20 protein-coding genes are annotated in these 22,512 nt (G+C 28.1%); 6 read left to right on the top strand and 14 right to left on the bottom strand.

Going from position 1 to position 22,512, the window contains the following annotated elements:
• Positions 1–23 precede the first annotated feature (23 nt).
• From mnmA to KGF46_RS01015, 12 genes are all read right to left on the bottom strand, one after another.
• Positions 24–1,103, bottom strand: coding sequence for a tRNA 2-thiouridine(34) synthase MnmA (gene mnmA / locus KGF46_RS01070; protein WP_227827177.1), 1,080 nt, complete (start codon positions 1,101–1,103; stop codon positions 24–26).
• A gap of 146 nt (positions 1,104–1,249) precedes the next feature.
• Complete coding sequence (locus KGF46_RS01065; protein WP_227861753.1) at positions 1,250–4,090, bottom strand: cell wall-binding repeat-containing protein; 2,841 nt, start codon at positions 4,088–4,090, stop codon at positions 1,250–1,252.
• Between the two features lie 326 nt (positions 4,091–4,416).
• On the bottom strand, positions 4,417–4,857 hold the full coding sequence (gene nifU / locus KGF46_RS01060) for a Fe-S cluster assembly scaffold protein NifU (RefSeq protein WP_227840395.1): 441 nt from the start codon (positions 4,855–4,857) through the stop codon (positions 4,417–4,419).
• A 56-nt stretch (positions 4,858–4,913) separates the two neighbouring features.
• Positions 4,914–6,107, bottom strand: coding sequence for a cysteine desulfurase NifS (nifS, locus tag KGF46_RS01055; RefSeq protein ID WP_227827174.1), 1,194 nt, complete (start codon positions 6,105–6,107; stop codon positions 4,914–4,916).
• Between the two features lie 17 nt (positions 6,108–6,124).
• Positions 6,125–6,574: an RrF2 family transcriptional regulator gene (locus tag KGF46_RS01050; protein ID WP_227827173.1), complete on the bottom strand. Its 450-nt coding sequence runs from the start codon at positions 6,572–6,574 to the stop codon at positions 6,125–6,127.
• A gap of 109 nt (positions 6,575–6,683) precedes the next feature.
• Positions 6,684–7,454 carry a GNAT family N-acetyltransferase gene (locus tag KGF46_RS01045; RefSeq protein ID WP_227850150.1) on the bottom strand — a complete coding sequence of 257 codons (771 nt, stop codon included), beginning with the start codon at positions 7,452–7,454 and terminating at the stop codon, positions 6,684–6,686.
• Between the two features lie 30 nt (positions 7,455–7,484).
• Positions 7,485–8,750 carry a replication-associated recombination protein A gene (locus KGF46_RS01040; protein WP_227827171.1) on the bottom strand — a complete coding sequence of 422 codons (1,266 nt, stop codon included), beginning with the start codon at positions 8,748–8,750 and terminating at the stop codon, positions 7,485–7,487.
• A gap of 115 nt (positions 8,751–8,865) precedes the next feature.
• Positions 8,866–9,651, bottom strand: coding sequence for a GTP-sensing pleiotropic transcriptional regulator CodY (gene codY / locus KGF46_RS01035; protein ID WP_227827170.1), 786 nt, complete (start codon positions 9,649–9,651; stop codon positions 8,866–8,868).
• A gap of 163 nt (positions 9,652–9,814) precedes the next feature.
• Positions 9,815–11,902, bottom strand: a complete 2,088-nt coding sequence (topA, locus tag KGF46_RS01030) for a type I DNA topoisomerase (RefSeq protein ID WP_227827169.1) — start codon at positions 11,900–11,902, stop codon at positions 9,815–9,817.
• Between the two features lie 32 nt (positions 11,903–11,934).
• The gene (gene dprA / locus KGF46_RS01025) at positions 11,935–13,035 is read right to left on the bottom strand and encodes a DNA-processing protein DprA (protein ID WP_227827168.1); all 1,101 of its coding nucleotides are present in this window, start codon (positions 13,033–13,035) and stop codon (positions 11,935–11,937) included.
• Between the two features lie 18 nt (positions 13,036–13,053).
• Positions 13,054–14,637, bottom strand: coding sequence for a YifB family Mg chelatase-like AAA ATPase (locus KGF46_RS01020; RefSeq protein ID WP_227827167.1), 1,584 nt, complete (start codon positions 14,635–14,637; stop codon positions 13,054–13,056).
• Positions 14,638–14,667: 30 nt separating this feature from the next.
• Positions 14,668–15,012, bottom strand: a complete 345-nt coding sequence (locus tag KGF46_RS01015; RefSeq protein ID WP_227827166.1) for a YraN family protein — start codon at positions 15,010–15,012, stop codon at positions 14,668–14,670.
• A 184-nt stretch (positions 15,013–15,196) separates the two neighbouring features.
• On the opposite strand from KGF46_RS01015, the gene KGF46_RS01010 reads away from it, so the two are divergent.
• The 6 genes from KGF46_RS01010 (at position 15,197) to KGF46_RS00985 (ending at position 21,039) form a co-directional block, all read left to right on the top strand.
• Positions 15,197–16,360 (top strand): sensor histidine kinase, encoded by a 1,164-nt coding sequence (locus tag KGF46_RS01010; RefSeq protein ID WP_227827165.1) that lies wholly within the window; start codon positions 15,197–15,199, stop codon positions 16,358–16,360.
• Positions 16,353–16,997: a response regulator transcription factor gene (locus KGF46_RS01005; protein ID WP_227827164.1), complete on the top strand. Its 645-nt coding sequence runs from the start codon at positions 16,353–16,355 to the stop codon at positions 16,995–16,997. The genes KGF46_RS01010 and KGF46_RS01005 overlap by 8 nt, the downstream gene beginning before the upstream one ends.
• 187 nt (positions 16,998–17,184) lie before the next feature.
• A complete protein-coding gene (locus tag KGF46_RS01000; protein WP_227827163.1) occupies positions 17,185–18,120 on the top strand; it encodes an ATP-binding cassette domain-containing protein in 936 nt (311 codons plus the stop codon).
• Positions 18,121–18,133: 13 nt separating this feature from the next.
• A complete protein-coding gene (locus tag KGF46_RS00995; RefSeq protein ID WP_227827162.1) occupies positions 18,134–19,231 on the top strand; it encodes an ABC transporter permease in 1,098 nt (365 codons plus the stop codon).
• Positions 19,232–19,233: 2 nt separating this feature from the next.
• Positions 19,234–20,298 carry an ABC transporter permease gene (locus KGF46_RS00990; protein ID WP_227827161.1) on the top strand — a complete coding sequence of 355 codons (1,065 nt, stop codon included), beginning with the start codon at positions 19,234–19,236 and terminating at the stop codon, positions 20,296–20,298.
• 243 nt (positions 20,299–20,541) lie between these two features.
• Positions 20,542–21,039: a CarD family transcriptional regulator gene (locus KGF46_RS00985; RefSeq protein WP_227827160.1), complete on the top strand. Its 498-nt coding sequence runs from the start codon at positions 20,542–20,544 to the stop codon at positions 21,037–21,039.
• Positions 21,040–21,161: 122 nt separating this feature from the next.
• Here KGF46_RS00985 and KGF46_RS00980 read toward each other — a convergent pair whose 3' ends face one another.
• Both KGF46_RS00980 and KGF46_RS00975 read right to left on the bottom strand, forming a co-directional pair.
• Positions 21,162–21,410, bottom strand: coding sequence for a hypothetical protein (locus tag KGF46_RS00980; RefSeq protein ID WP_227827159.1), 249 nt, complete (start codon positions 21,408–21,410; stop codon positions 21,162–21,164).
• Positions 21,411–21,475: 65 nt separating this feature from the next.
• On the bottom strand, positions 21,476–22,492 hold the full coding sequence (locus KGF46_RS00975; protein WP_227827158.1) for an alpha-hydroxy-acid oxidizing protein: 1,017 nt from the start codon (positions 22,490–22,492) through the stop codon (positions 21,476–21,478).
• Positions 22,493–22,512 lie beyond the last annotated feature (20 nt).

The following is a 22,512-nucleotide window of genomic DNA, read 5'->3' as shown; positions in this document are numbered from 1 at the left end:
TTTTATAAGTTTCTTAGAGATTTTTATAAACTTTTCTCTATTATTCCTCCACCTACGACAATATCTCCATCGTACATTACAACAGATTGACCTTTTGTAATAGCCCTTTGAGCTTCATCAAATACTATTTTAATAGTATTTTCTCCTACCTTATAAATAGTAGCTGGCGATGGTTTTGCTGAGTATCTTATTTTGGCTTGAACTCTTAATGGTTCTTCTAATTTATCTATTGATATAAAGTTAACATCTTTTGCAATAAGTTCTTTTTTAAATAATTCTTCATTGTCTCCAAGAACGATAGTATTATTTATTGGATTTATATCTACTACAAACATTGGCTTGCCAAAAGTAATTCCAAGACCTTTTCTTTGTCCTATTGTATAGTATAGTATACCTTTATGTTTTCCAAGTATATTTCCTTTAGTATCTACAAAAAAACCTTCTTCAATACGCTTTTCAGAATGTTTTTTTACATAATTTGCATAGTCATTATCTTTAACAAAACAAATTTCTTGACTATCAGGTTTATTGTGAACTGCCATTCCCATTTCTTTAGCAATTTCTCTTACTCTGTCCTTTTCATAATCACCTATTGGTAGTAGTGTATGTTTTAATTGTTCTTGTGTAAGATTATAAAGTGCATAAGTCTGGTCTTTTTTATCTGTAACAGATTTTTTTAATAAATATCTTCCTGTATCTTCATCTTTTTCTATTTTTGCATAGTGACCTGTAGCCACATAATCGCACCCTATTTGTCTAGCTCTTTTATAAAAATCATCAAATTTTATATGTTTATTGCAAGCTATACAAGGATTAGGAGTTTTTCCTTCTAAATATTCATCTATAAAATAATCTATTACTTTTTCTTTAAATACTTCTCTAAAATTTAGAACATAAAATGGTATTCCTATTTTATTTGCCACTCTTCTAGCATCTTCAACTGCTGATAAAGAGCAACAACCACCTTCATTTTCAACTTCGTCATCGTCTTGCCATAATTTCATAGTAACACCAATGACATCATATCCTTGTTGTTTTAAAAGATATGCAGCTACAGAGCTATCCACTCCACCACTCATACCTATCATTACTTTTTTATTCATAAACAAATTTCACCTCATCTTTTGCATTACTTATTATTATACCATATAGAGCAAGCATTGTATTTATTTAAAATATAGCTTGCTCTATTTTCTAAAAAAAATAATGTTATTAAGTAATTTTAAAAGATTTAAGAATGATTTTATATTTATTTAACTACTACTACTGACGCTGTTGTTTCTGTTATTATATTATTAGAATTACTAACATCAACTAGTTCTATTTTCACCTTATAAGTACCTTCTTTATTTCCAACTAGATAAACAGGTGTTGTTGCATCTTGTAATAAAAAACCTTCCATTGGTCCCCATCCTGTTTTTACTATGTTAAACCAATTTTCGTTGCTATCTTTAGCAATTAGTTGTATTCCATCTAAATCTGCTGAATCATCTTCTGGTTTTATTTGAACTCTTACATTGTTATAATCATTTTTGCCTTTATTTAGTGTAATATCTACAGGTATTCTACCCTCTACACTTTCAAATTTAGGTATGCTACCATTTTCACCCTCATCTATTTTATTTTCTTCCGTTATATTAGCTATATCATTATTTTCATTTATAGTGATAGAAGCTTTACCCCAAGTAGCAATTTTTGAATCTTGTGATAATGTACAATCCCCATATCCATTAACAATCACTTTATCTTTATCATAGTTATCAGTTTTTATTGGAGTATATTCACTTATCTTGCAATCACCTATTAAATCTAGTCTTGCATTAGTTTCATTTACAATTCCATCATCTTTTACATATTCTACATTGACTCCATACCATCCGTTTCCACTTGTTACAAGGTTTGAAGCTATTACTGCTGAACCATTTACTATTAAACCTGCTCCTTTATTATTATTTAAAGTTACATTGTTTAATTCAACATTTTGTGATAAATAAACATGCATTCCTGATTTGTTTAATTTATCTGAATCTAAGCCTGTTACTTTTAGATTGTTTATTTTTACACCATCTTTTCTGTCTATTGTTACTATATTTTCGTAGCCTGGTTTAGTATCAGTAAATTCTACAGCTTTTTTCAATTCAGCATCATTAATACCATTTATAATTATTTTTTTATCTATAACAACTGGCTTTTTAACATCTATTTGTCCACTTATTTCCCACACTTGACCATCTTCTTGTAAAGCAAGTGCTTTTTCTAATGTATCGGTATCAGTAACCTTTATTGTCTCCACTTTAACAGGTTCAGATACTGTTACTGTAATACTTGGAATTGATACTCCTTCTGCAAGCTTATATCCACTTGATAAGCTTGCACTAAATATATACTTTCCTGCTACTTGGCTAGCATATTCTGGTGTACTTTTCCAAGTTACTCCTACTTTTGTATTCGCTACTCCAGACACAGTTGCTGATAACTCTTTTGGTAAGTTTAATTTACTTAATTCCGTTCCATTTTCTACATTTTGTACTTTTATTGAATTATCAAGTGCTGTTATTGATGTTATCAGTTTATCTTTTACAGATGAACCACCACTTGAACTTCCTCCACTTGATGAAGAGCCTCCAGATGAACTTCCACCTGGTTTAGTGCCATCTACACTTGGAGTCTGAGAACCTTCTACTTTGTCAGTTATTGTTCCTTCATTTTTTATATTTGTTCCTGTAGCATCATTTTTTATGTTTGTTATTTTTCCATTGTTTTTAACTACAACATTGCTAGAATTATTTTGTATTTCTACTTTTTCTATTTTTGCTCCACTTTCATTTATTATTGTTCCACCTTTACTATCCTTAACCAAAACTTTATTTATTGTACCTTTATTTACTATATCTGCATTTGGAGCAGTTACTACTATTGTACCTGTATATGTACCATTTAAATTTACAGAAATTGAATTATTTGTACTCAATGACAAATCATTTGACATAGTTCCTGATGGCTTAATATTTATAACATCATTTGCATCCGCTTTAGCTAAAGCTATTTTTAACTCTTCTACATTTTTAACTTCATATGTTGTTGTAGATTGTGATTTTTTTATCTCAGAGAAAGCAGTCTCATTGCCTGAACCACCAACTTGTGTAACTGTTTTTAAGCTCTTAGTATTTAATACTTTTTCTTGTTCTTTATTTAATTTATTTCCAACTAAAACTACTGGTGAATTATTTTTTGCCGCCAATGAACCCACTGCTAATGAATCTATAAGGTCTCCTTGTTTATTCATACCATCTTTTGTTATATACGCATTTTTCAGCTCTTTTGAACTATATAATCCACTTATAACAGCCGCATTAGTTTCATTTCTATCATTTCCTGATAATCTCTTAGGACTAGGTAAAGTATTTTTTGTAACTTCCGAAATTGACTGCACTCCTCCTATTACATAAGATGTCTTTATACCTTTATCTTTTATAAATTGACTTGATTGTTTTATTCCATCTTTTGGACTAGAAAGAATTATTGGCATTTTATTTTGAGCTGCAATAGCTCCTACACTTACTGCATCAGCAAGACCTTTTTCTCCATTAACTACAACTATCTCTGAAATATTACTACTTGCTTTTCTTCCAAGAGACTCATCTAATTTTTTAGCTATTTCTAAAGAAGTTTGATATCTGTCATTTCCTGAGATTCTTTCTGTATCAATTTTTAATGATTTTAATTGTGTCTCTACCTCTGAACCTAAAGTTTTTGTCCCACCTATTAAATATACTTTTTCTGCTTTTAACCTTATTATTTCTGCTTTAGTCCTATCATCTAATTTATTATTTTGTGTCAAAAGAATTGGTGCATTTTTAGAACCAGCAAAAGGAGTTGCAGTCAATGCATCTACTATAGTATTGTCATTAACTAATATTACATTTTTAGATGTATCCCATCCTTTTTTACTTATTTGTATAGCAGTTTCCCATCGACCTGAACCTTTAAGTGTATCACTGTTTGTTTGAGCACTTGACATGCCTGCTGTCGCACTGCTAACTACTAATGATATAGTAAGTATTGCTGCTATCCTCTTTGGTATTTTCATAACTGTTCCCCCTAATATTGTATTTAGTTGAAATGTGCCTTTTTAAAGAAAATAGCATTTTTAAGTAAAATTTTTTAAAAGTATATTTGTATATGAAATCCTTGTAAACAATTGATTTGTTGAGATTTTTTATATTTTTTAATGTTTAAATATTATGGATGTGTATATTTTTTTATTATTTGATTGATTTTCAAAACGGGCTAGAATGGTAGTTTGTACAATAAAAAATAGCCGTTTTCTTTAAAACGGCTATTTTTCATCTTACTATACCATTATACACTTTTTTAAAATGATTTTAAACTTTTTTTGGAAAATTATTCCTTATTTTATTCTTCTTCCTCAATATCATGGTCATGAGCATCATCTATAACATATCCATCTAATTCTGGTATATGGATACTATTCTTTTTAGCATAGTCTATAAGTGCTGCTTTTACAGCTTGTTCTGCTAAAACTGAACAGTGCATTTTTACTGGTGGTAAACCATCTAAAGCTTCAGCAACAGCTTTATTTGTAAGGTCTAATGCATCTTTTATAGTTCTTCCTTTTATCATTTCAGTTGCCATAGAAGAACTTGCTATAGCTGAACCACAGCCAAATGTTTTAAACTTAACATCTTTTATTATGTCTCCTTCTATGTCTAAAAATATCTTCATTATATCTCCACATGTAGGATTTCCAACTTCACCTACACCACTTGCATCTTCAATTTCTCCCATATTTCTTGGGTTCATAAAATGTTCCATAACTTTATCACTATATTGCATTGTTTTTTTCCTCCTACATTAATTTATGCCTACTTTTTGTGTCTTATCTTCTTTGTCTATTTTACTAATCCTTGCTTCTTTGCATCATCGTAAAGTGGTGACATACTTCTAAGTCTTTCTATAACTTTTGGTAAATTCTCTAATATATAATCTATATCATCATCTGTTGTAAAATCTCCAACTGTAAGTCTCAATGAACCATGTGCTATTTCATGTGGTAAACCTATTGCAAGAAGTACATGTGAAGGGTCTAATGAACCAGAAGTACATGCAGAACCACTTGAACCAGCTATTCCTAACATATCTAATAATAAAAGTATTCCTTCACCTTCTATGAATTGGAATGCAAAGTTTGCATTTCCTGGCAATCTATTTTCTAAACTACCATTTATTCTTGTATAAGGTATTCTTTCTAAAACACCATCTATTAACTTATTTCTAAGACGAGTTAAAGTCTCAACATGGTTTTGCATATTTGCTTTAGCTAATTCTGCTGCCTTTCCATATCCAACTATTGCAGGTATATTTTCTGTACCTGCTCTTTTGCTTTTTTCTTGTGCTCCACCATGAACAAAGTTATGAAGTCTTACACCTTTTCTTATGTATAAAGCTCCAACACCTTTTGGTCCATATATTTTATGTGAAGACATACTCATTAAATCTATTCCTAGTTCTTTAACATCTACTGGAATATTACCTGAAGCTTGTACTGCATCAGTATGGAATAATATATTGTGTTTTTTAGCTATTTCAGATATTTCTTTAATAGGTTGTATAGTTCCTATTTCATTATTTGCGAACATTATACTTATTAGTATAGTAGTATCTTTTATTGAATCTTCTAATTGTTTTAAATCAATTTTTCCTTCGCTATCAACATCTAAATAAGTTATTTCAAATCCATGATGTTTTGCTAAATATTCACATGTATGAAGTATCGCATGGTGTTCTATTTTTGAAGTTATTATATGATTACCTTTATTTTTATTAGCATAAGCTACACCCTCTAATGTCCAGTTATCACTTTCTGAACCACCTGCTGTAAAATATATTTCACTAGGTTCAGCATTTATAAGGGCTGCTACTTGTTCTCTTGCTTTATCTAAAGCATCTTTTGCTTCTCTTCCGAATGTGTGAAAACTAGATGCATTACCAAAATAATCAGTTAGGTATGGCATCATTGCATCTAATACTTCTTTTTTAACAGGTGTTGTTGCAGAATAATCCATATACAATCTTCTTTTTTCCATTACATTCATCTCCAAATCTATTTTATAGTTATATTTGTTATATCATTTTCTAATTTATTTTTGTTATAGTCATTTATCATATCTTTAAGAGTAATCGAATCTATAACATCTTCTATACCCTTTTTCATCTTTTCCCAAACTATTTTTGTTACACACATGTTTGAGTTTTCACAGACATCTTCATCTAGTACACAGTCAGATAATGCAACTGGACCTTCCAATACTACAAGTATATCTCCTACTGTTATATCCTCAGCATTTTTTGAGAGCAAATACCCTCCTTGAGCACCTCTTACACTTTTTACTAGACCCGATTTTTTTAAAGATGAAAATATTTGTTCTAAGTACTGGTCCGATATTTTTTGCTTTTTAGCAATAAATTTTAATGACACTGGACCATTATCTTGATTTAATGCTAATTCAAACATTGCCTTTAGTCCATATCTACCTTTAGTAGACAACTTCATACATTATCACCTCTATATAGAAATCTAATTCATACTGTTTTAGTAGGAATTACTTTCAACATAATTTTATTATACCCTACTAATTTTGTCAAGATTAATTTTATTTTTTTTATTTTGAATAAATCCCCCATTTTCCAATGTCTTCAAATCCTAATTTTTTATATATCTTTCCAGCTTCTTCATTATCATAAAACAAACAAGGCATTTTATTCTCTCTTAAAAGTTCTGAACATAGTTTAATTAAACATTTTGTAGCAAGCCCTCTAGCTCTATATTTAGGATGTGTACCTACGCCAATTATCATTGCATGAGTCCTATTTTCTGATGTACTCTTTGCCATTGATACCACTTCTTTGTTAATCTCTATACAATATCCTCTACCTGTTCTTAAACCATTTTTTAAACTATCTAAAGTTGTACTGTGGAATTCATCTATCAAATCATAAAGCCTAACTGTTTTCTTTAGATTTCCAAGTCTAATTCTTTTGACCTTTTCATTACAATTATTATCAACTAAAAATTTTTTAGTTTGAAGCTTACAAAAATCAACTATTTTTAAATTATTAAGTCCTAATCGCTTTGCTAAAGCATCTACAGCACTTATTTTTCCAGAAATTTCTTCGTAATCAGTATCACAAAGCAATTCATAAAATCCTTCAACATCATACTCTCCATCTGAATAAAACATCATAAATTCAAAGTATTTGAGTAGTACTGCTCTGATTTCACCATTTAAACCTATATCTGCCCATAAATTTAAAAAGTTATTTCCATATCCATATCTTTCAATATCCCCTATTATAAATAAATTGTACTCAGGTTCTTTTTTTAAATATTTCATAACTCTACTATGATAACTTGAGTTAAGTTTTATAATCATAATATCTACCCCCGATACATAAAATTCAACTTAAAAATCGCTATCTAAATACTCTAGATATTTTTTTATATTTTTCTCAGTTTTGTTTTCTTGTGGTATGTAGTAAATACTATCTTTTATGCTATCTGGTAAATACTGTTGTTTTACATAATGATTTTTAAAGTTATGAGGATATTTATATCCACATCCCCTACCTATATCTTTAGAACCAGAGTAATGAGCATCTTTTATACTATTTGGTATGTCTTTAACAAATTCTCTATCTAATTCATCTAATGCTTTCATTATTGCCATACATGCAGAATTAGATTTTGGTGATGTAGCTAAAAGAATAGTAGCTTCTGCTAATGGTATTTTTGCTTCAGGAAATCCAAGTTGCATAGCTGAATCTACACACGCTTTTACAATGACAACTGCATTTGGATAAGCTAAACCTATATCTTCACTAGCTATTACTAAAAGTCTCCTACAGATACTTATTAAATCTCCACCTTTTATAAGTCTTGCTAAATAGTGTATGGATGCCTGTGGGTCACTTCCCCTTATAGATTTTTGAAATGCACTTAAAATATCATAGTGACTATCACCATTTTTATCATAGTTTATAATTTTATTAAATGTAGATTTTTTTACTACATCTGAATCTATATAGATTATGTTATCTTTATTTGGTTTAGTTGAATAAACTACTACTTCTAAAGCATTTAAGGCTCTTCTCATATCTCCATCAGATATAATAGCTATATCCTCAATAGCATCATTATTACATTCAATATCCATATAACTATCTTCATTTAAAACTTCAATTGCCCTTTTTAATCCTTTTTCTATATCTAATTTTTCTAAAGGCTTAAATTCAAATATAGTCGACCTACTTAGAAGAGCTTTATATACATAATGATATGGATTTTCTGTAGTACTAGCAATCAAAGTTATACTACCATTTTCCATAAATTCTAATATCGACTGCTGTTGTTTTTTATTAAAACTTTGTATCTCATCTATATATAGTAAAACCCCATTTATATTATTTATACTTCCAAGTTCTGCTATTACCTTTTTTATATCTTCTAGTGATGAATTAGTGGCATTTATTTTATAAAAATTTTTATTGCTTTTTTCTGCGATAATTTCTGCTACAGTAGTTTTTCCAACACCAGGTGGACCAAAAAATATCATATTTGGTAAAAAATTAGTCTGTAATATCTTAGACAGTATTTTTCCATTACCAATTATATGACTTTGACCTATTACATCATTCATTGTTTTTGGTCTTATTTTATCTGCTAAAGGCATATTCCCACTCCTATTCTAAAAAAAGTATTTAATGATTATTATCCCAATAATCCGTCTAAAAAAGGTATCTATTTGAAATAGATACCTTTTCTAATCACAATCTATAAAATTTAGATTATTGATTGTTTTTTAATTTTTTTAATTCATCTGTAAGTTTATCATTAAGTATTCTTATATGAGTTCCTTTCATACCTAATGATCTTGATTCTATCACACCTGCACTTTCAAATTTTCTAAGTGCATTTACTATAACTGACCTAGTTATACCAACTCTATCAGCTATTTTACTTGCTACAAGTAAGCCTTCTTTACCGTCTAATTCAGCAAAAATATGTTCAACTGCTTCAAGCTCGGAGTAGGACAGAGTGCCTATTGCCATTTGAACTACAGCTTTTTTTCTCATTTCTTCTTCTAATTCTTCACCTATTGCTCTTAATATCTCAAGACCAACAACAGTTGCACTGTATTCAGCTATCACTAAATCATCATCATTAAATGACATTGAATATCTTGAAAGTACTAATGTTCCAAGTCTTTGTCCACTTCCTAGTATTGGTACTACAGTAGTATATTTTTGTAATCTTCCTTGCTCTTCAGGGAAAATCTCCAATATCTTCTCACCATTTAAGTTTTCTAGTGTCTCATCAATTTTTAATAAGTTTTGAGTATATTCTTCTGAGAATTTTTTTTGCTTAGTATATTCGTCTTCTATAACTGAGCTATCTTCAATGTCATTTAAATGAAGCCCTAGAATTTTACCTTTTGCACTTACTACATAAACATTAGAATTTAATACATCTCCTAATGCTCCGGCCAGTAAATCAAAAGAGACACTACTTCCACCACTTGTTTGTAATGTTTTATTTATTTTTCTTGTTTTTTGTAATACTTCACTTGCCATTTAATCATCTCCTCATGAAATTTAGGCCTTTTAATAACCTTTATATTTTCTAATATTATTCTCACTCTTAATGAAAATTTATTTTTATATTAGTTGTTTACACTTGAAAGATTATCATAGTTTGGAACCTTTTTCAAGAGAATTATGTGATTTTTTTCAATTTTCACTCTTTTCCGTCATTATGCTCTTTTGACTCTTTGTTGCATTCTTTATTGGAGCATACTGTTTTCGTTTCAGATTTAGTCACTTTTTCAACCATATATGAACCACACTTTTCACAAAACTCTCCTGTTGGCTTATTCCAAGCTACAAAGTCACAGTTTGGATAATTAGAACATCCATAAAAAGCTTTCCCTCTTTTAGATTTTCTAAGGATAATTTCTCCTTCTTCACATTTTGGACATTTAACACCAATTTTATTCATAATTGGTCTAGTCGTTTTGCAATCAGGATAGTTTTTACAAGCCATAAACTTTCCAAACCTACCATATTTTATAACCATATTAGAACCACAGTTTTCACAGATTTCATCAGTTTCTTCATCCATATTTATTTTTTCTATATTCTCAAGTGCTTCTTCAATCGCTTCCTTAAGTGGTGCATATGCTTCAGATACAATTTCTTTCCAATCTGTATTTCCTTCTTCTATAACATCAAGCTTGCTTTCCATATCAGCAGTAAAATCTACATCTATAAATTTATGAAAATTATTTTCTAAAATATCAGTAACTATTATTCCAAGTTCTGTTGGACATAGACTTGTGCCTTGCTTTTCAACATATTCTCTATTTAATATAGTAGCTATTGTTGGAGCATACGTACTTGGTCTACCTATTCCCAGCTCTTCCAATGTTTTTACCAAACTAGCTTCTGTATATCTTGCTGGTGGTTGTGTAAAATGTTGGTCTGGCAATATATTTTCTATACTTAATATATCTCCTTTTTCTATACTTGGTAGAATCTTATCTTCTCTTTCTGAAAAATTGTATACCTTAGTATATCCATCAAATTTCATTTTTGAACCAGTAGCTTTAAATACAATATCTCCAGCCTTACATTCTACATTTAGTATATCGAATACTGAATCCTCCATTTGACTTGCTATAAATCTTCTCCAAATTAAATTGTATAGCTTATATTGGTCTTTACTCAATGAAGCTTTTATACTATCAGGAGTTCTATCAACGGAAGTTGGTCTTATTGCCTCATGTGCATCTTGAACCTTTTTAGTATCTGGTTTCTCTTTTTTCTCTACAGGATTTTTATAGTAATTCTCACCTAAGTCACTTATTATATAATCCTTAGCTTTTTCTTTTGCTTCATCAGATATTCTCTTAGAGTCAGTTCTTATATATGATATAAGACCAACAGTGCCTTCACCTTCTATATCTATACCTTCATATAATTCTTGTGCTATCATCATTGTTTTTTTAGTAGTAAAAAACAACTTATTTGCACCTTCTTGTTGAAGCATACTTGTTGTAAATGGTTTTGGAGCTGATTTACGTCTTGATTTAGATTCTATCTTTTCAACTTTTAAATCCTTTCCTTCCATTTCTTTTAGTATTTCATTAACAGCATCTTCATTTTCTAATTCAATTTTTTCATCATTCTTGCCATAAAATTTTAAAGTTATATCTTTATCTTTTAATGTCTTTGCTTCAACATCTATTGTCCAATATTCTTTTGGAATAAACGCTTTTATCTCTTTTTCTCTATCGCAAATTAATTTTGTTGTTACTGATTGTACTCTACCTGCACTAAGCCCTTTTCTAACCTTTTGCCATAATATAGGGCTTATTTGATATCCTAAAAGTCTATCCAATACTCTTCTAGCTTGTTGTGCATCTACTAAGTTTATATCAATATTTCTAGGATGCTTAATTGCTTTTTTAATTGCATCTTTAGTTATTTCATTAAACTCAATTCTACAATCATCAGATTCATCTAAATTTAGTATATGAGCTAAATGCCATGATATAGCTTCACCTTCTCTATCGGGGTCAGTTGCTAGATACACTTGTTTAGATTTTTTAGCTTCTTTTTTTAATTCTTTTATTACGTCGCCTTTTCCTCGTATGTTTATATATTGAGGTTCAAAATTATTTTCTATATCTACACCTAATTTACTTTTAGGCAAATCTCTGACATGACCAACTGATGCTTTCACTGTATAATGACTTTTACCTAAAAATTTTTCTATAGTCTTAGCTTTTGCAGGCGATTCTACGATGACTAATGTTTTGGCCATAAAACCACACACCCCCACTACCTAATCTTAATTTATACATTTAAACTGTACGTTTTATTATTCATCTCTACTACTAACTCATTTAGTACTAATTCATTGATTATTGAATTTACATACTTTATTTCTATACCAGTATAATCACAAATACTATCTATATGCAAGCTTCCTTCTCTTTTTATAGCTTCAATTATTTGCTTAGACTTGGCATTTAAACTTATATTATCATATTTTTGATTTATTTTTTTATCAATAATATTAAATATGTTATACTCATTCAAAATATCATCTATATTTTCAATTAATTTCGCACCTTCTTTTATAATTTTATGACATCCTCTACTCATTTGAGAATTTATATTACCAGGTATCGCAAAAACATTTTTCCCATGTTCAAGAGCAAACTCTACTGTTATTAATGCACCACTTCGTATTGCGGCTTCTACAACCACTACTCCATCACTTAATCCACTAATAATTCTATTTCTATTAGAAAAATGGTATGGAGCTACTGTTGAATTAATATTATACTCTGATAATAATAGTCCCCCATTTTCTAATATTTTATTTGATAAATGTAAATTTTGTTTTGGAAGAGGGTTGTCTACTCCTGACCCAAGCACTGCTATAGTCTTAGATTTTCCATTCATACAACCTATATGTGAATATGCATCTATTCCTATGGCTAATCCACTTACTATATTAACTCCATATTGGGACAATTGACAACTCATTGTTTTTGCACAACTAATTCCATAAGCTGTAGGCTTTCTTGAACCTACTATAGCTATATTAAAATTATTATTAACTAAACTTATGTCACCTTTGTAAAATAATAACTTTGGAGCATTGTATATATTCTTCAAATTTTCAGGATATTCTTCATCATATTGGCAAATATATTTAATTGATTTTTTGTAAAGTAGTTCTTTTATATTTTCTAAATAAGCGTGACCTCTATATTTTACTATATTTTTTCTAATATTCAAGCTTATATTTTTTAAATTATATATTTCTTTTTCAGAAAAATCAAATATATCTTCAATATTTACTATATCATTTTCTATTATTTCAATTGTTTTTGTTGTTATTCCACTAATTGATTTTAACCATAAATAGATATCTTTTTTCTTCATAAAATACACCTCAAAAACCTATTTAAAATAACTATAATAAGCTCTTCTAAATGAAAAAGCTTCTATAATACATTGTGAATTTATCAACTCTATTCCTTCTAAATCAGCTATTGTTCTTGCCATCTTTAAAAGTTTTGTATAACTTCTACTACTTAAGTTATATTTATTAAATATTACTTTAGCCATTTTTGAAGCTTCTTTTTCTAATTTACAATATTTTAATAAATTAGAGGCCTTAATTTCACTATTATTTTTTATATTATCTTTTTTAAATCTATTTATTTGTATTTTTCTAGCATTTTCTACTCTTATCTTTATTTTTTGAGAACTTTCTTCTTGTTTTGATGAATTTAAATCATCATATTTTACAGTATTTACTTCTACAAAAATATCAAACCTATCTAATAATGGTCCTGATATTTTATTTATGTATTTATTAATTTCATTACTCCTACATCTACACTCTGTATTTGACATATAATAACCACATGGACATGGATTCATAGCTGCAATTAGTAATACTCTACAAGGATATTTTGTACTGTACTTTACTCTAGATATATTTACATATCCATCTTCTATAGGTTGTCTCAAAGTCTCAAGGATTTTCCTATCAAACTCAGCGATTTCATCTAAAAACAAAATACCTCTATGTGCTAGTGCTACTTCTCCAGGTCTTGCATCTGTTCCTCCTCCAATTAAAGACTGCTTTGTAGTCGTATGATGAGGAGCCCTAAAAGGTCTCTTATCAATTATGCCTTTATTTTCATCTATCATACCCAATACACTATAAACCTTACTTACCTCTATCATCTCTTCTACACTTATATCTGGTAAAATTGTTATTACTCTTTTTGCAATCATTGTTTTACCTGAGCCTGGAGGCCCAATCATAAGCATATTATGATTTCCAGCAGCAGCTATCTCTGCGCTTCTCTTTATAAAATAATTTCCTCTAACATCATTAAAATCTTCATCATATTTGCTTTCTTTTGTATCATAAAATTCAGGATATTTACAATATGTATAGTTACTATTTGTTTCTATTTCTTCATTTAAAAAAGACATTATTTTTTCTTTATCGACTTTTATTTCTCCGTTTAAAAAACCTATACATTCTTTTAAACTTTTAATAGGTATTATATCAATTTCTTCTATAAATAGACTTTCTTTTATATTGTCAACTGGTATAAAAATACGTTTTATATTTTGAGTCTTTGCACCTATAATTATGGGTAATATACCTCTTACTTTTCTTATTTTTCCATCTAATGATAATTCTCCTATAAACATACTTTCTCTTATATAATTTTCATCCTTTTTTATTAATCCTCTTAAAAGACCTATACTTATTGATAAATCTAAAAAAGCACCTTCTTTTTTTATATCTGCTGGTGATAAATTTACAACAATTCTTGTATTTGGAAATTTATATCCACTGTTGATAATAGCTGATTTAACTCTCTCTCTCGCCTCTTTAATTTCTTTACTTGGAAGCCCGACAATATTGAAGCTAGGTATACCATTACTTGTATCCACCTCAACCTTTACTAGAAAACTCTCAATTCCTATTAAATTACTCGAATTAATAATACTTAACATATAGTAATCCTTTCCAAAACTTTATCTTTCTTAAAAAGCATTCATTATGTGATTTACTCTTTTTTCTGATAAATAAACTTCTACAACATCAAACCTTATGGGAATATTATGTAAATTATTTTTTGTGATATAGTATTTAGCAATCTCAACTATCTTTTTTCTCTTCTTGAAATTTACAGATTCACAAGGATAACCATACCTTAAATTAGACCTTGATTTTACTTCTACAAATACAATCTCATCATCCATCCTTACTATTATATCTACTTCTCCAATCTTTAATCTGTAGTTTTTTTCTAGTAGTTTTGCACCTTTTGACAATAAATAATTAATTGCTACTTCTTCTCCAAAATCACCTTTTTCTTTGTTATTCATTTTTTACTCCAATACATTAGATTTTTACTTTTTGATTATGGTCAGTATACAATTTAACTATTCAAATTTTTTAGATTGATTTTATTTTCATTAATATTAATAGATACCTCTATTGACTTTATTCTTTTATGATATTATTCTAGTTTTCATAAGGAAAGTTTATTTTTATGGAGGAATGTTTTTAATGAACAGAAAAAAATTAGTTACTTTTATACGATATTTATCCCTATTTATATTGATTGTAAGTTATCTAAACAATGCTGAAAATACAATGTATTCAATTATGACAATAATAATATTATTTCTAATTATAATAAATAATCAAGTCAGATTTTTTTCTTTATCAAACAAGAATAGAATTGTACTTATTTCTTATTTTTTAGAGCTTATCTTAATTTTTATATTGTATAATTATACAAAGACTTTTAATTCACTTTACTTTGTTCCTTTAATTTTGGACATATCATTTTTTATAAATGAAAAATACAAATACATATTATTGTTTTTCATTATAGTATCTTCCTTTATTATTAGTTTAGATAAAAACTTGTATCTAGCTTTGGAATCAAGTTCAATATTATTGATTATATCTATACTTTCTATATATATAGAAAGTGAAAATATATCTAAACTATACAATCAAAGCCTTTATGATAAACTTAGAATTTCTAAAGATAAATTAAAAAAATCTAATTCTGATTTAGAAATTTATGCAAGTTCTATAGAAGAACTAGCCATTTTAAAAGAGAGAAACCGAATATCTAGAGAAATACACGATAGTGTTGGACATTCTCTTTCTACAACAATAATACAGTTAAGTGCCATAGAAAAGCTCTTAAATGATAAGCCCGAAGTATCTGATTTAGTACATGAACTTAGAGAATTCGTAAATGAAAGTTTTCAAGATGTTAGAAGAGCTATCTCTGAGTTAAAGCCTATTGAATATGAAAATTATCAAAATTTGTTTAAAATTAAAGAACTAATTAAAAGCTTTATTAAGCTTACAAATATTAATGTAAGACTAACTATATCAAGAAACACTTGGAGCCTATCTAGAGCTCAGTCTATAGCTTTATATAGACTTATTCAAGAATCGCTTTCCAATGCATCAAGACATGGAAAAGCAAGTGAAATCAAAATTTTTATAACATTTAATCCTTCAAATCTTATAATTACGATTAGTGATAATGGTATAGGATGTGAAAATATAAAAAAAGGAAATGGAATTAACAGTATTAGCGAAAGAATATATGAACTAAATGGAAAAGTTGAATTTGATAATCACAATGATGGATTTACAATTAGAGCTTCTTTTCCCAAATTTTTAGGGGGTGATTTTTTTGAGTAAAATTAAAGTTCTTATAGTTGATGATGAAAAATTAATTAGGAAAGGTCTTAAGATTATATTGTCATCTTATGATGATTTGGAGATAATTGGAGATGCCTCTAATGGATATGAGGCTTTAGAATTTTGTAAGTCAAATGATGTAGATGTTGTTCTTATGGACATTAGAATGAATATTTGTGATGGTGTTTTAGGCACAAGACTTATAAAAGAATATGATGAGTCAATAGCACTATTAATTTTAACTACCTTTAATGATGATGAGTATATAAAAGATGCAATGAAGTTTGGAGCTTCAGGTTACCTTCTAAAAGACAGCTCTGATGAAGTATTGCATGAGGGGATACGCTCTTCATTTTTTGGCAATGTTGTACTTGACAAAAATGTAGCTGAAAAAATCATGTCATCTGAAAAAACTGTTGAACATGAGCATATTTCTAATATATATAATTTAACTGAAAAAGAAATATCCATAATTAAATTAATTGCACATGGACTTAGTAATAAAGAAATAAGTCAAGAATTATTTTTATCTGAGGGTACCATAAAAAATAATATAACTAATATTTTAGGCAAATTGGAGCTTAGAGATAGGACTCAATTGGCTATATTTGCTTTCAAAACTAAAATTGTAATATAGTATGTCAATAAAAAGTCTAAACTATAAACAAAATTTTCAAAAACTTAACTTATAATAAAGCTAAAACTATAAAGTGACTTAAGTCACTTTTTTTAGTGACTTATAGTAATAGAAATACACCTAATAATTCTTTATTATAATATTATAGATTTTTAAATTACACAAAAACATTTTGGGAGGGATTTTTATGGATATAGTTAAAGTAAATAATATAACAAAAAGATTTAATGATAAGTTAGCACTTGATAACATTAGTTTTTCTGTTAAAAAGGGGGAAATATTTGGGCTTATTGGTCCAAATGGTGCTGGTAAATCTACACTTATAAATATAATTACCAATCTTACTTTACCAAATAGCGGTAATATTCAAATAAATGGTGTAGATTTGTCAGCAAATCCTATGAGTGCAAAATCCATAATAGGATTAGTTCCACAAGAGTTAGCAGTTATGGAAACACTAACTCCTTTTGATAACTTAGAATACTTTGGAGCTTTTTATGGATTAAAGGGTAAGTTGCTTCAAGAGAGAATCAATGAAGCCTTGGAAGTTACAGGTCTAGCTGAAGTTAAAAAGAAAAAAGTAAAAAAACTATCTGGTGGTATGCAAAGAAGATTAAATATTGGGATAGCACTTTTAAATCATCCTAAAATATTAATATTAGATGAACCAACTGTAGGTGTTGACCCTCAATCAAGAAATCACATTTTTAATTTTATAAAAGATATATCTGAAAAACAAAAAACTACTATTATATATACATCCCATTATATGGAAGAAGTTGAACATCTTTGTTCTAAAATCTTTATTATGGATGAAGGTAAAGAAGTTGCTTTTGGGGATAATAATTACCTAAAATCAATAGTGTCTACAAATACAAAATTAATTATGGAAATAAAAAATATAAATGCTCAACTTATATTTGATTTAAAAAATATTAAAGGTGTTATATCTGTTTTAGAAAATACTTCAGTAATAACATTAGATGTAGATAAAAACTTTCAGTTAACAGATGTACTTTCTGCTGTTGACAAAAACAATTCAAAAGTAATACGTATCTCTTATGAAGAACCTAGTTTAGAAGATGTATTCTTAAATCTAACAGGTAAAAACTTAAGGGACTAATGGGGGTGATTTTATGAAATTATATATAAGTGTAAAAACTATGTTAAAAGGTCTGAAAAGCTCATTCATGCTTAATTTGATATATTTCTTAGCTCTACCTCTACTTTTAGCTGGGTTCCTTGGAATGGTAACAGAAGATATGTTTCAAAATCCTATAAAAACAGAACCTATGTCAATTGTTGTATATGATAAAGATAACTCCAAATTATCAAATAATTTGACAAATTATTTAAAAGATGATTTATCTTCTGTATTAAAAATACAGAAAGATTATTCTGATGCAGATTTAAAACTTACAATACCTAAAGGATACGAAAACAATATTTTAAAGGAAAAATCAAATACTTTAAGTATAGAAAAACTTGGAACTAGAGATGACATAGCAGTACTACTTCAAAATATATTAAATACTTATCATGAAAAATTATATTTAAATAATTCTCAAAAACTAAGTTCAGAAGAGTTTTCTAAGTTGTTTAATAAGAGTTCTATTGCCAATTCTATAATAAAAAGTGATACTGAACAAAACTCATATGAATACTTTGCTTTAGTTTCATTAGGATTCCTTGTAATAATTTTTATAATGAATAATATTTTATCGAATTATATAAGTGAATCAAAAGGGCTTTCAAAAAGACTTTATTCTATGCCTATAACTAGAGTGCAGTTTTTAATTTACGACTTTGTAGGTTTATGGATTTATTCATTTATATTTCTATTATTATATGTTTTATTCTTTAGGATACTTGGAATAACATTTAAAGGTAATCTTGCCACATTAACCTTAATATGTGCTATATCATCATATTTTATGACTTCTATATCTACTTTTGTAACTAGTTTTTTTAGTAAAAAATATGGTACATTCATAGTCTATATATTACTTTTCTTACAAACAATTTTTGGAGGTATTTTTAACATGATAAGTGAAGCTTTTAGTAAGTTTGTAAGTTTATCTCCAACTTATTTAATAGGAACTCTGTATAGTGATTATGAAAGTTTCAAGACTTTAAATTCAATAAGTAATTTAATTGTAACATGCTTAATTATTTCTACAATATTGATTATACTCTCTATTGTAAAAGAAAAATATAAATGGAGGGAGATTTAATAATGATTAGACTAATTCTTGCAAATATAAAAAGATATATAAAAAATCCTTCTCTTTTAGCTAGTATGGTCATGATTCCTATTATATTAATTGTTTCTCTTAACCTTTTTTCTAGTAAATCAGACAATCAATCAATGTATTTTTCTCCAGTAGCAGTTGTCTCTAACTCTTCAGGAAAATATGAACATAAATTGATAAATAATTCAAAGCTAAAGGAAAACACATTTAGATTAAATGAAGAAGATAAGGCTATGAACTTACTAAAAAATAATAAAGTTTCTGCAGTATTTGTTTTGGACAAAAACTTTTCAACTGATATAGATAACTTAAAACGACCTGCTGTTAAATGTTTCAAAACTGAAAATGGTGGTGGTAGTCTTTGGGCAGAATCAGAAATAGAATCTTTTATCAATAATTCTTTAAAATCAAAAATAGATAAAAATATGGATGAAAAATTAACTAAAACAAGTATAGTTGATAATAAGCCTGATAAAAACACAGATTCATTTTTAACAGTTTTCTTAATATGTTATTTTATGTATATTAACGCAGCGTATCTTGCCTCTGACTTATTTACATTAAAAAAATCAAATGTTTTAAGGAGACTTATTTCTACAAAACATAAAGATATAAAAATAATTTTTAGTATACTCTTAGGGTTATTTTTTATTCAAGCAATTTTATACACTGTAATACTTGGATGCCTTACATTTGTTGGAGATTTTAAATTAACCCCAAATATATTAATGATTGTACTAGCAAATAGTTTTGTTTCCACTGGATTTGTATTTTGGATAGCTAGAGTATTTAAAAATGAAAGTTCTATAAGCCTTGTAACTACATTTTATTCTTTAATAGGTTTAGCTATATCTATATCTAGTCTGATACCATCAATGAGTGAATTATCATTTATGACTAATCTATCAAAGCTTACACCTTTTTACTGGACTATAAATGCCCTTAGAATCAATGATAGTATCTTAATAAATGTAATCGTTCTAATACTTATTGGAATAGTATTTGTAACAGCTGGAAGTTTTAAATTAAGAGATTTTGCAAAAAACTAATAATTACTAAATATAGTTAGTATATAATTTTATACAATACTAACATAATATTTCAATATTTTAAATCATTTTATATTATATTTTTATAGTCAGTTTTATCTATCTTTGATGATAAACTTATTATTATATATTAATACCTTTGACTTGTCAATAGTTTTATGATATAATATTAATTATTAGATAATTAAAGCATTGTACCCCAATTGCAATATCTAAAATTCAGTTTGGAGGTATAACTAACATATGTATAATATTGGTGAAAGTGTGATGTATCCAAAAGAAGGAGCCTGTTATGTAAGTGATATTGTAACAAAGGAAATAAATAAACATATGCAGAAATACTATGAATTAACTGTCATTTTCAATAGCACTCTTAAAATTTCGATTCCCGTTTTGAATGCTGACAAGATTGGTGTACGTCCAATTATGAACGAAAATGAAGTTAATAATTTTATCCAATCAATTGATAAAATAGATGGTATATGGATTTTTGATAGAAAGCAACGGCTTAAATTATACCATGATAAATTTCATTCAGGAGATGTCTTTGAGATTGTAAAATTAATTAAGATGCTTATGATACAAGATTGTTCAAAACAATTATGTAGTACAGATAAGGACTTTCTAAATAAAGCTCAGAGATTTGCTTTGTCGGAATTAGCTGCTGCTCAATGTAAATCTTATACAATCGTATTGGAAGAAATGAAAAAACATATTCTAAATCCGAAAAGTAATAATTAAACCAGTCTTAAAGACTGGTTTTATTTTTTAGATTAATCATATTTATTACCATACTTTACCTTAGATTTCCTAAAAAAACCAAGTGTAAATCATATTACTGATTTACACTTGGTCAACAAAACCTAATCTTCCTCAAGTTCCTTTTTTTCTTTTAATAATACATTTAATTCATTTGCTTCTAAAATCTGTGCTTCTAGAGTGTCCAGTAACTCTTGTTGCCATTCCACACATTTATCTTTGTAATCAAAAGGTAGCGTTCTGTCAACTATGTACTTATCAATACATTCCTCCGCACTTTTAACTATTTGTTTTCTTTCATCAATAAATTTTTCCAATTCTACTAAGGCTTCTTCATAAGCTTTTTTACTCATATAAATTCCCCCTTTGTACAATTATTCTACATTAAAATGATTTTTCCTCTTTTTTGTATAAAAATTTATTTGTATATAACTTTTCCATCAATATCTTTTATAGTTTGACATCCAGTTAATATCATAGAACCACTTAATTCTGATTGAAGTTTATTTACATAAGTTTCTACACCATCAGTTGCTCCACCAAATGAAGCTGTTACAAAAGGTCTTCCTATTAATACTGCATCTGCCCCTAGGCCTATCATTTTTAATACATCCAATCCTGTTCTAACTCCACCATCTGCAAGTATTGTAACTTTACCTTTAACAGCCTCAGCAATCTTTGGTAAAACTTCACATGCTCCTGGTGTACAGTCAAGTACTCTTCCTCCATGATTTGATACAACTATTGCATCTACACCTGCTTCAACTGCCATTAATGCATCTTCTACAGTCATTATTCCCTTTAATATAAATGGTAATTTAGTAGAGTTAACTAGTTCTTTTATTTGCTCAATATTTTTAGGAAGCACTGGTTTTCCATGTAGCGATAAAGTTACTAAACCACAAGCATCTATATCAACTCCAACTGCAAACGCTCCAGCTTCTTCAGCTAGTCTTATCTTTTTTATAATATTTTCATTGTCCCAAGGTTTAATAAATACAATTCCAGCACCATTATACTTTTTAACTACATCTAAATTTTCCATTAAAAATGCATCTACTGCTGTATCTCCAACCATTGCATAGATACCACTATTGGCACATCCTGCAACTACTGGTTCTATGTAATCTCTTTCATTTATTTTTCCACCCATATTTAAAGTAGTTCCTGTTACTGGAGCTGCAAATATAGGAGCACTCATTTTTTTACCAAATATTTCTATAGATGTATCAGGATTTGAAACATCATGTATTACTCTCATATTTACTTTTACTTTTTCTAAGCTCTTACTATTTTCTATAAAAGAAGAACCACTTCCTTTACCTCCCATACCAGGTACTTCACCTGCACAGACAACTCCATTACAAACTTTACAAACTTTACAACTTCCATTTAAATTTTCTCTAGCATTTTTTAATAGTTCATTATAATCCATCTCTAATCCCCCATTAATTA

The organism is Clostridioides sp. ZZV14-6153 (assembly GCF_020657855.1).
Classification (GTDB): Bacteria; Bacillota; Clostridia; order Peptostreptococcales; family Peptostreptococcaceae; genus Clostridioides.
The sequence above is the reverse complement of the archived record's forward strand: the minus strand, read 5'-3'. Positions and strand labels throughout refer to the sequence as shown.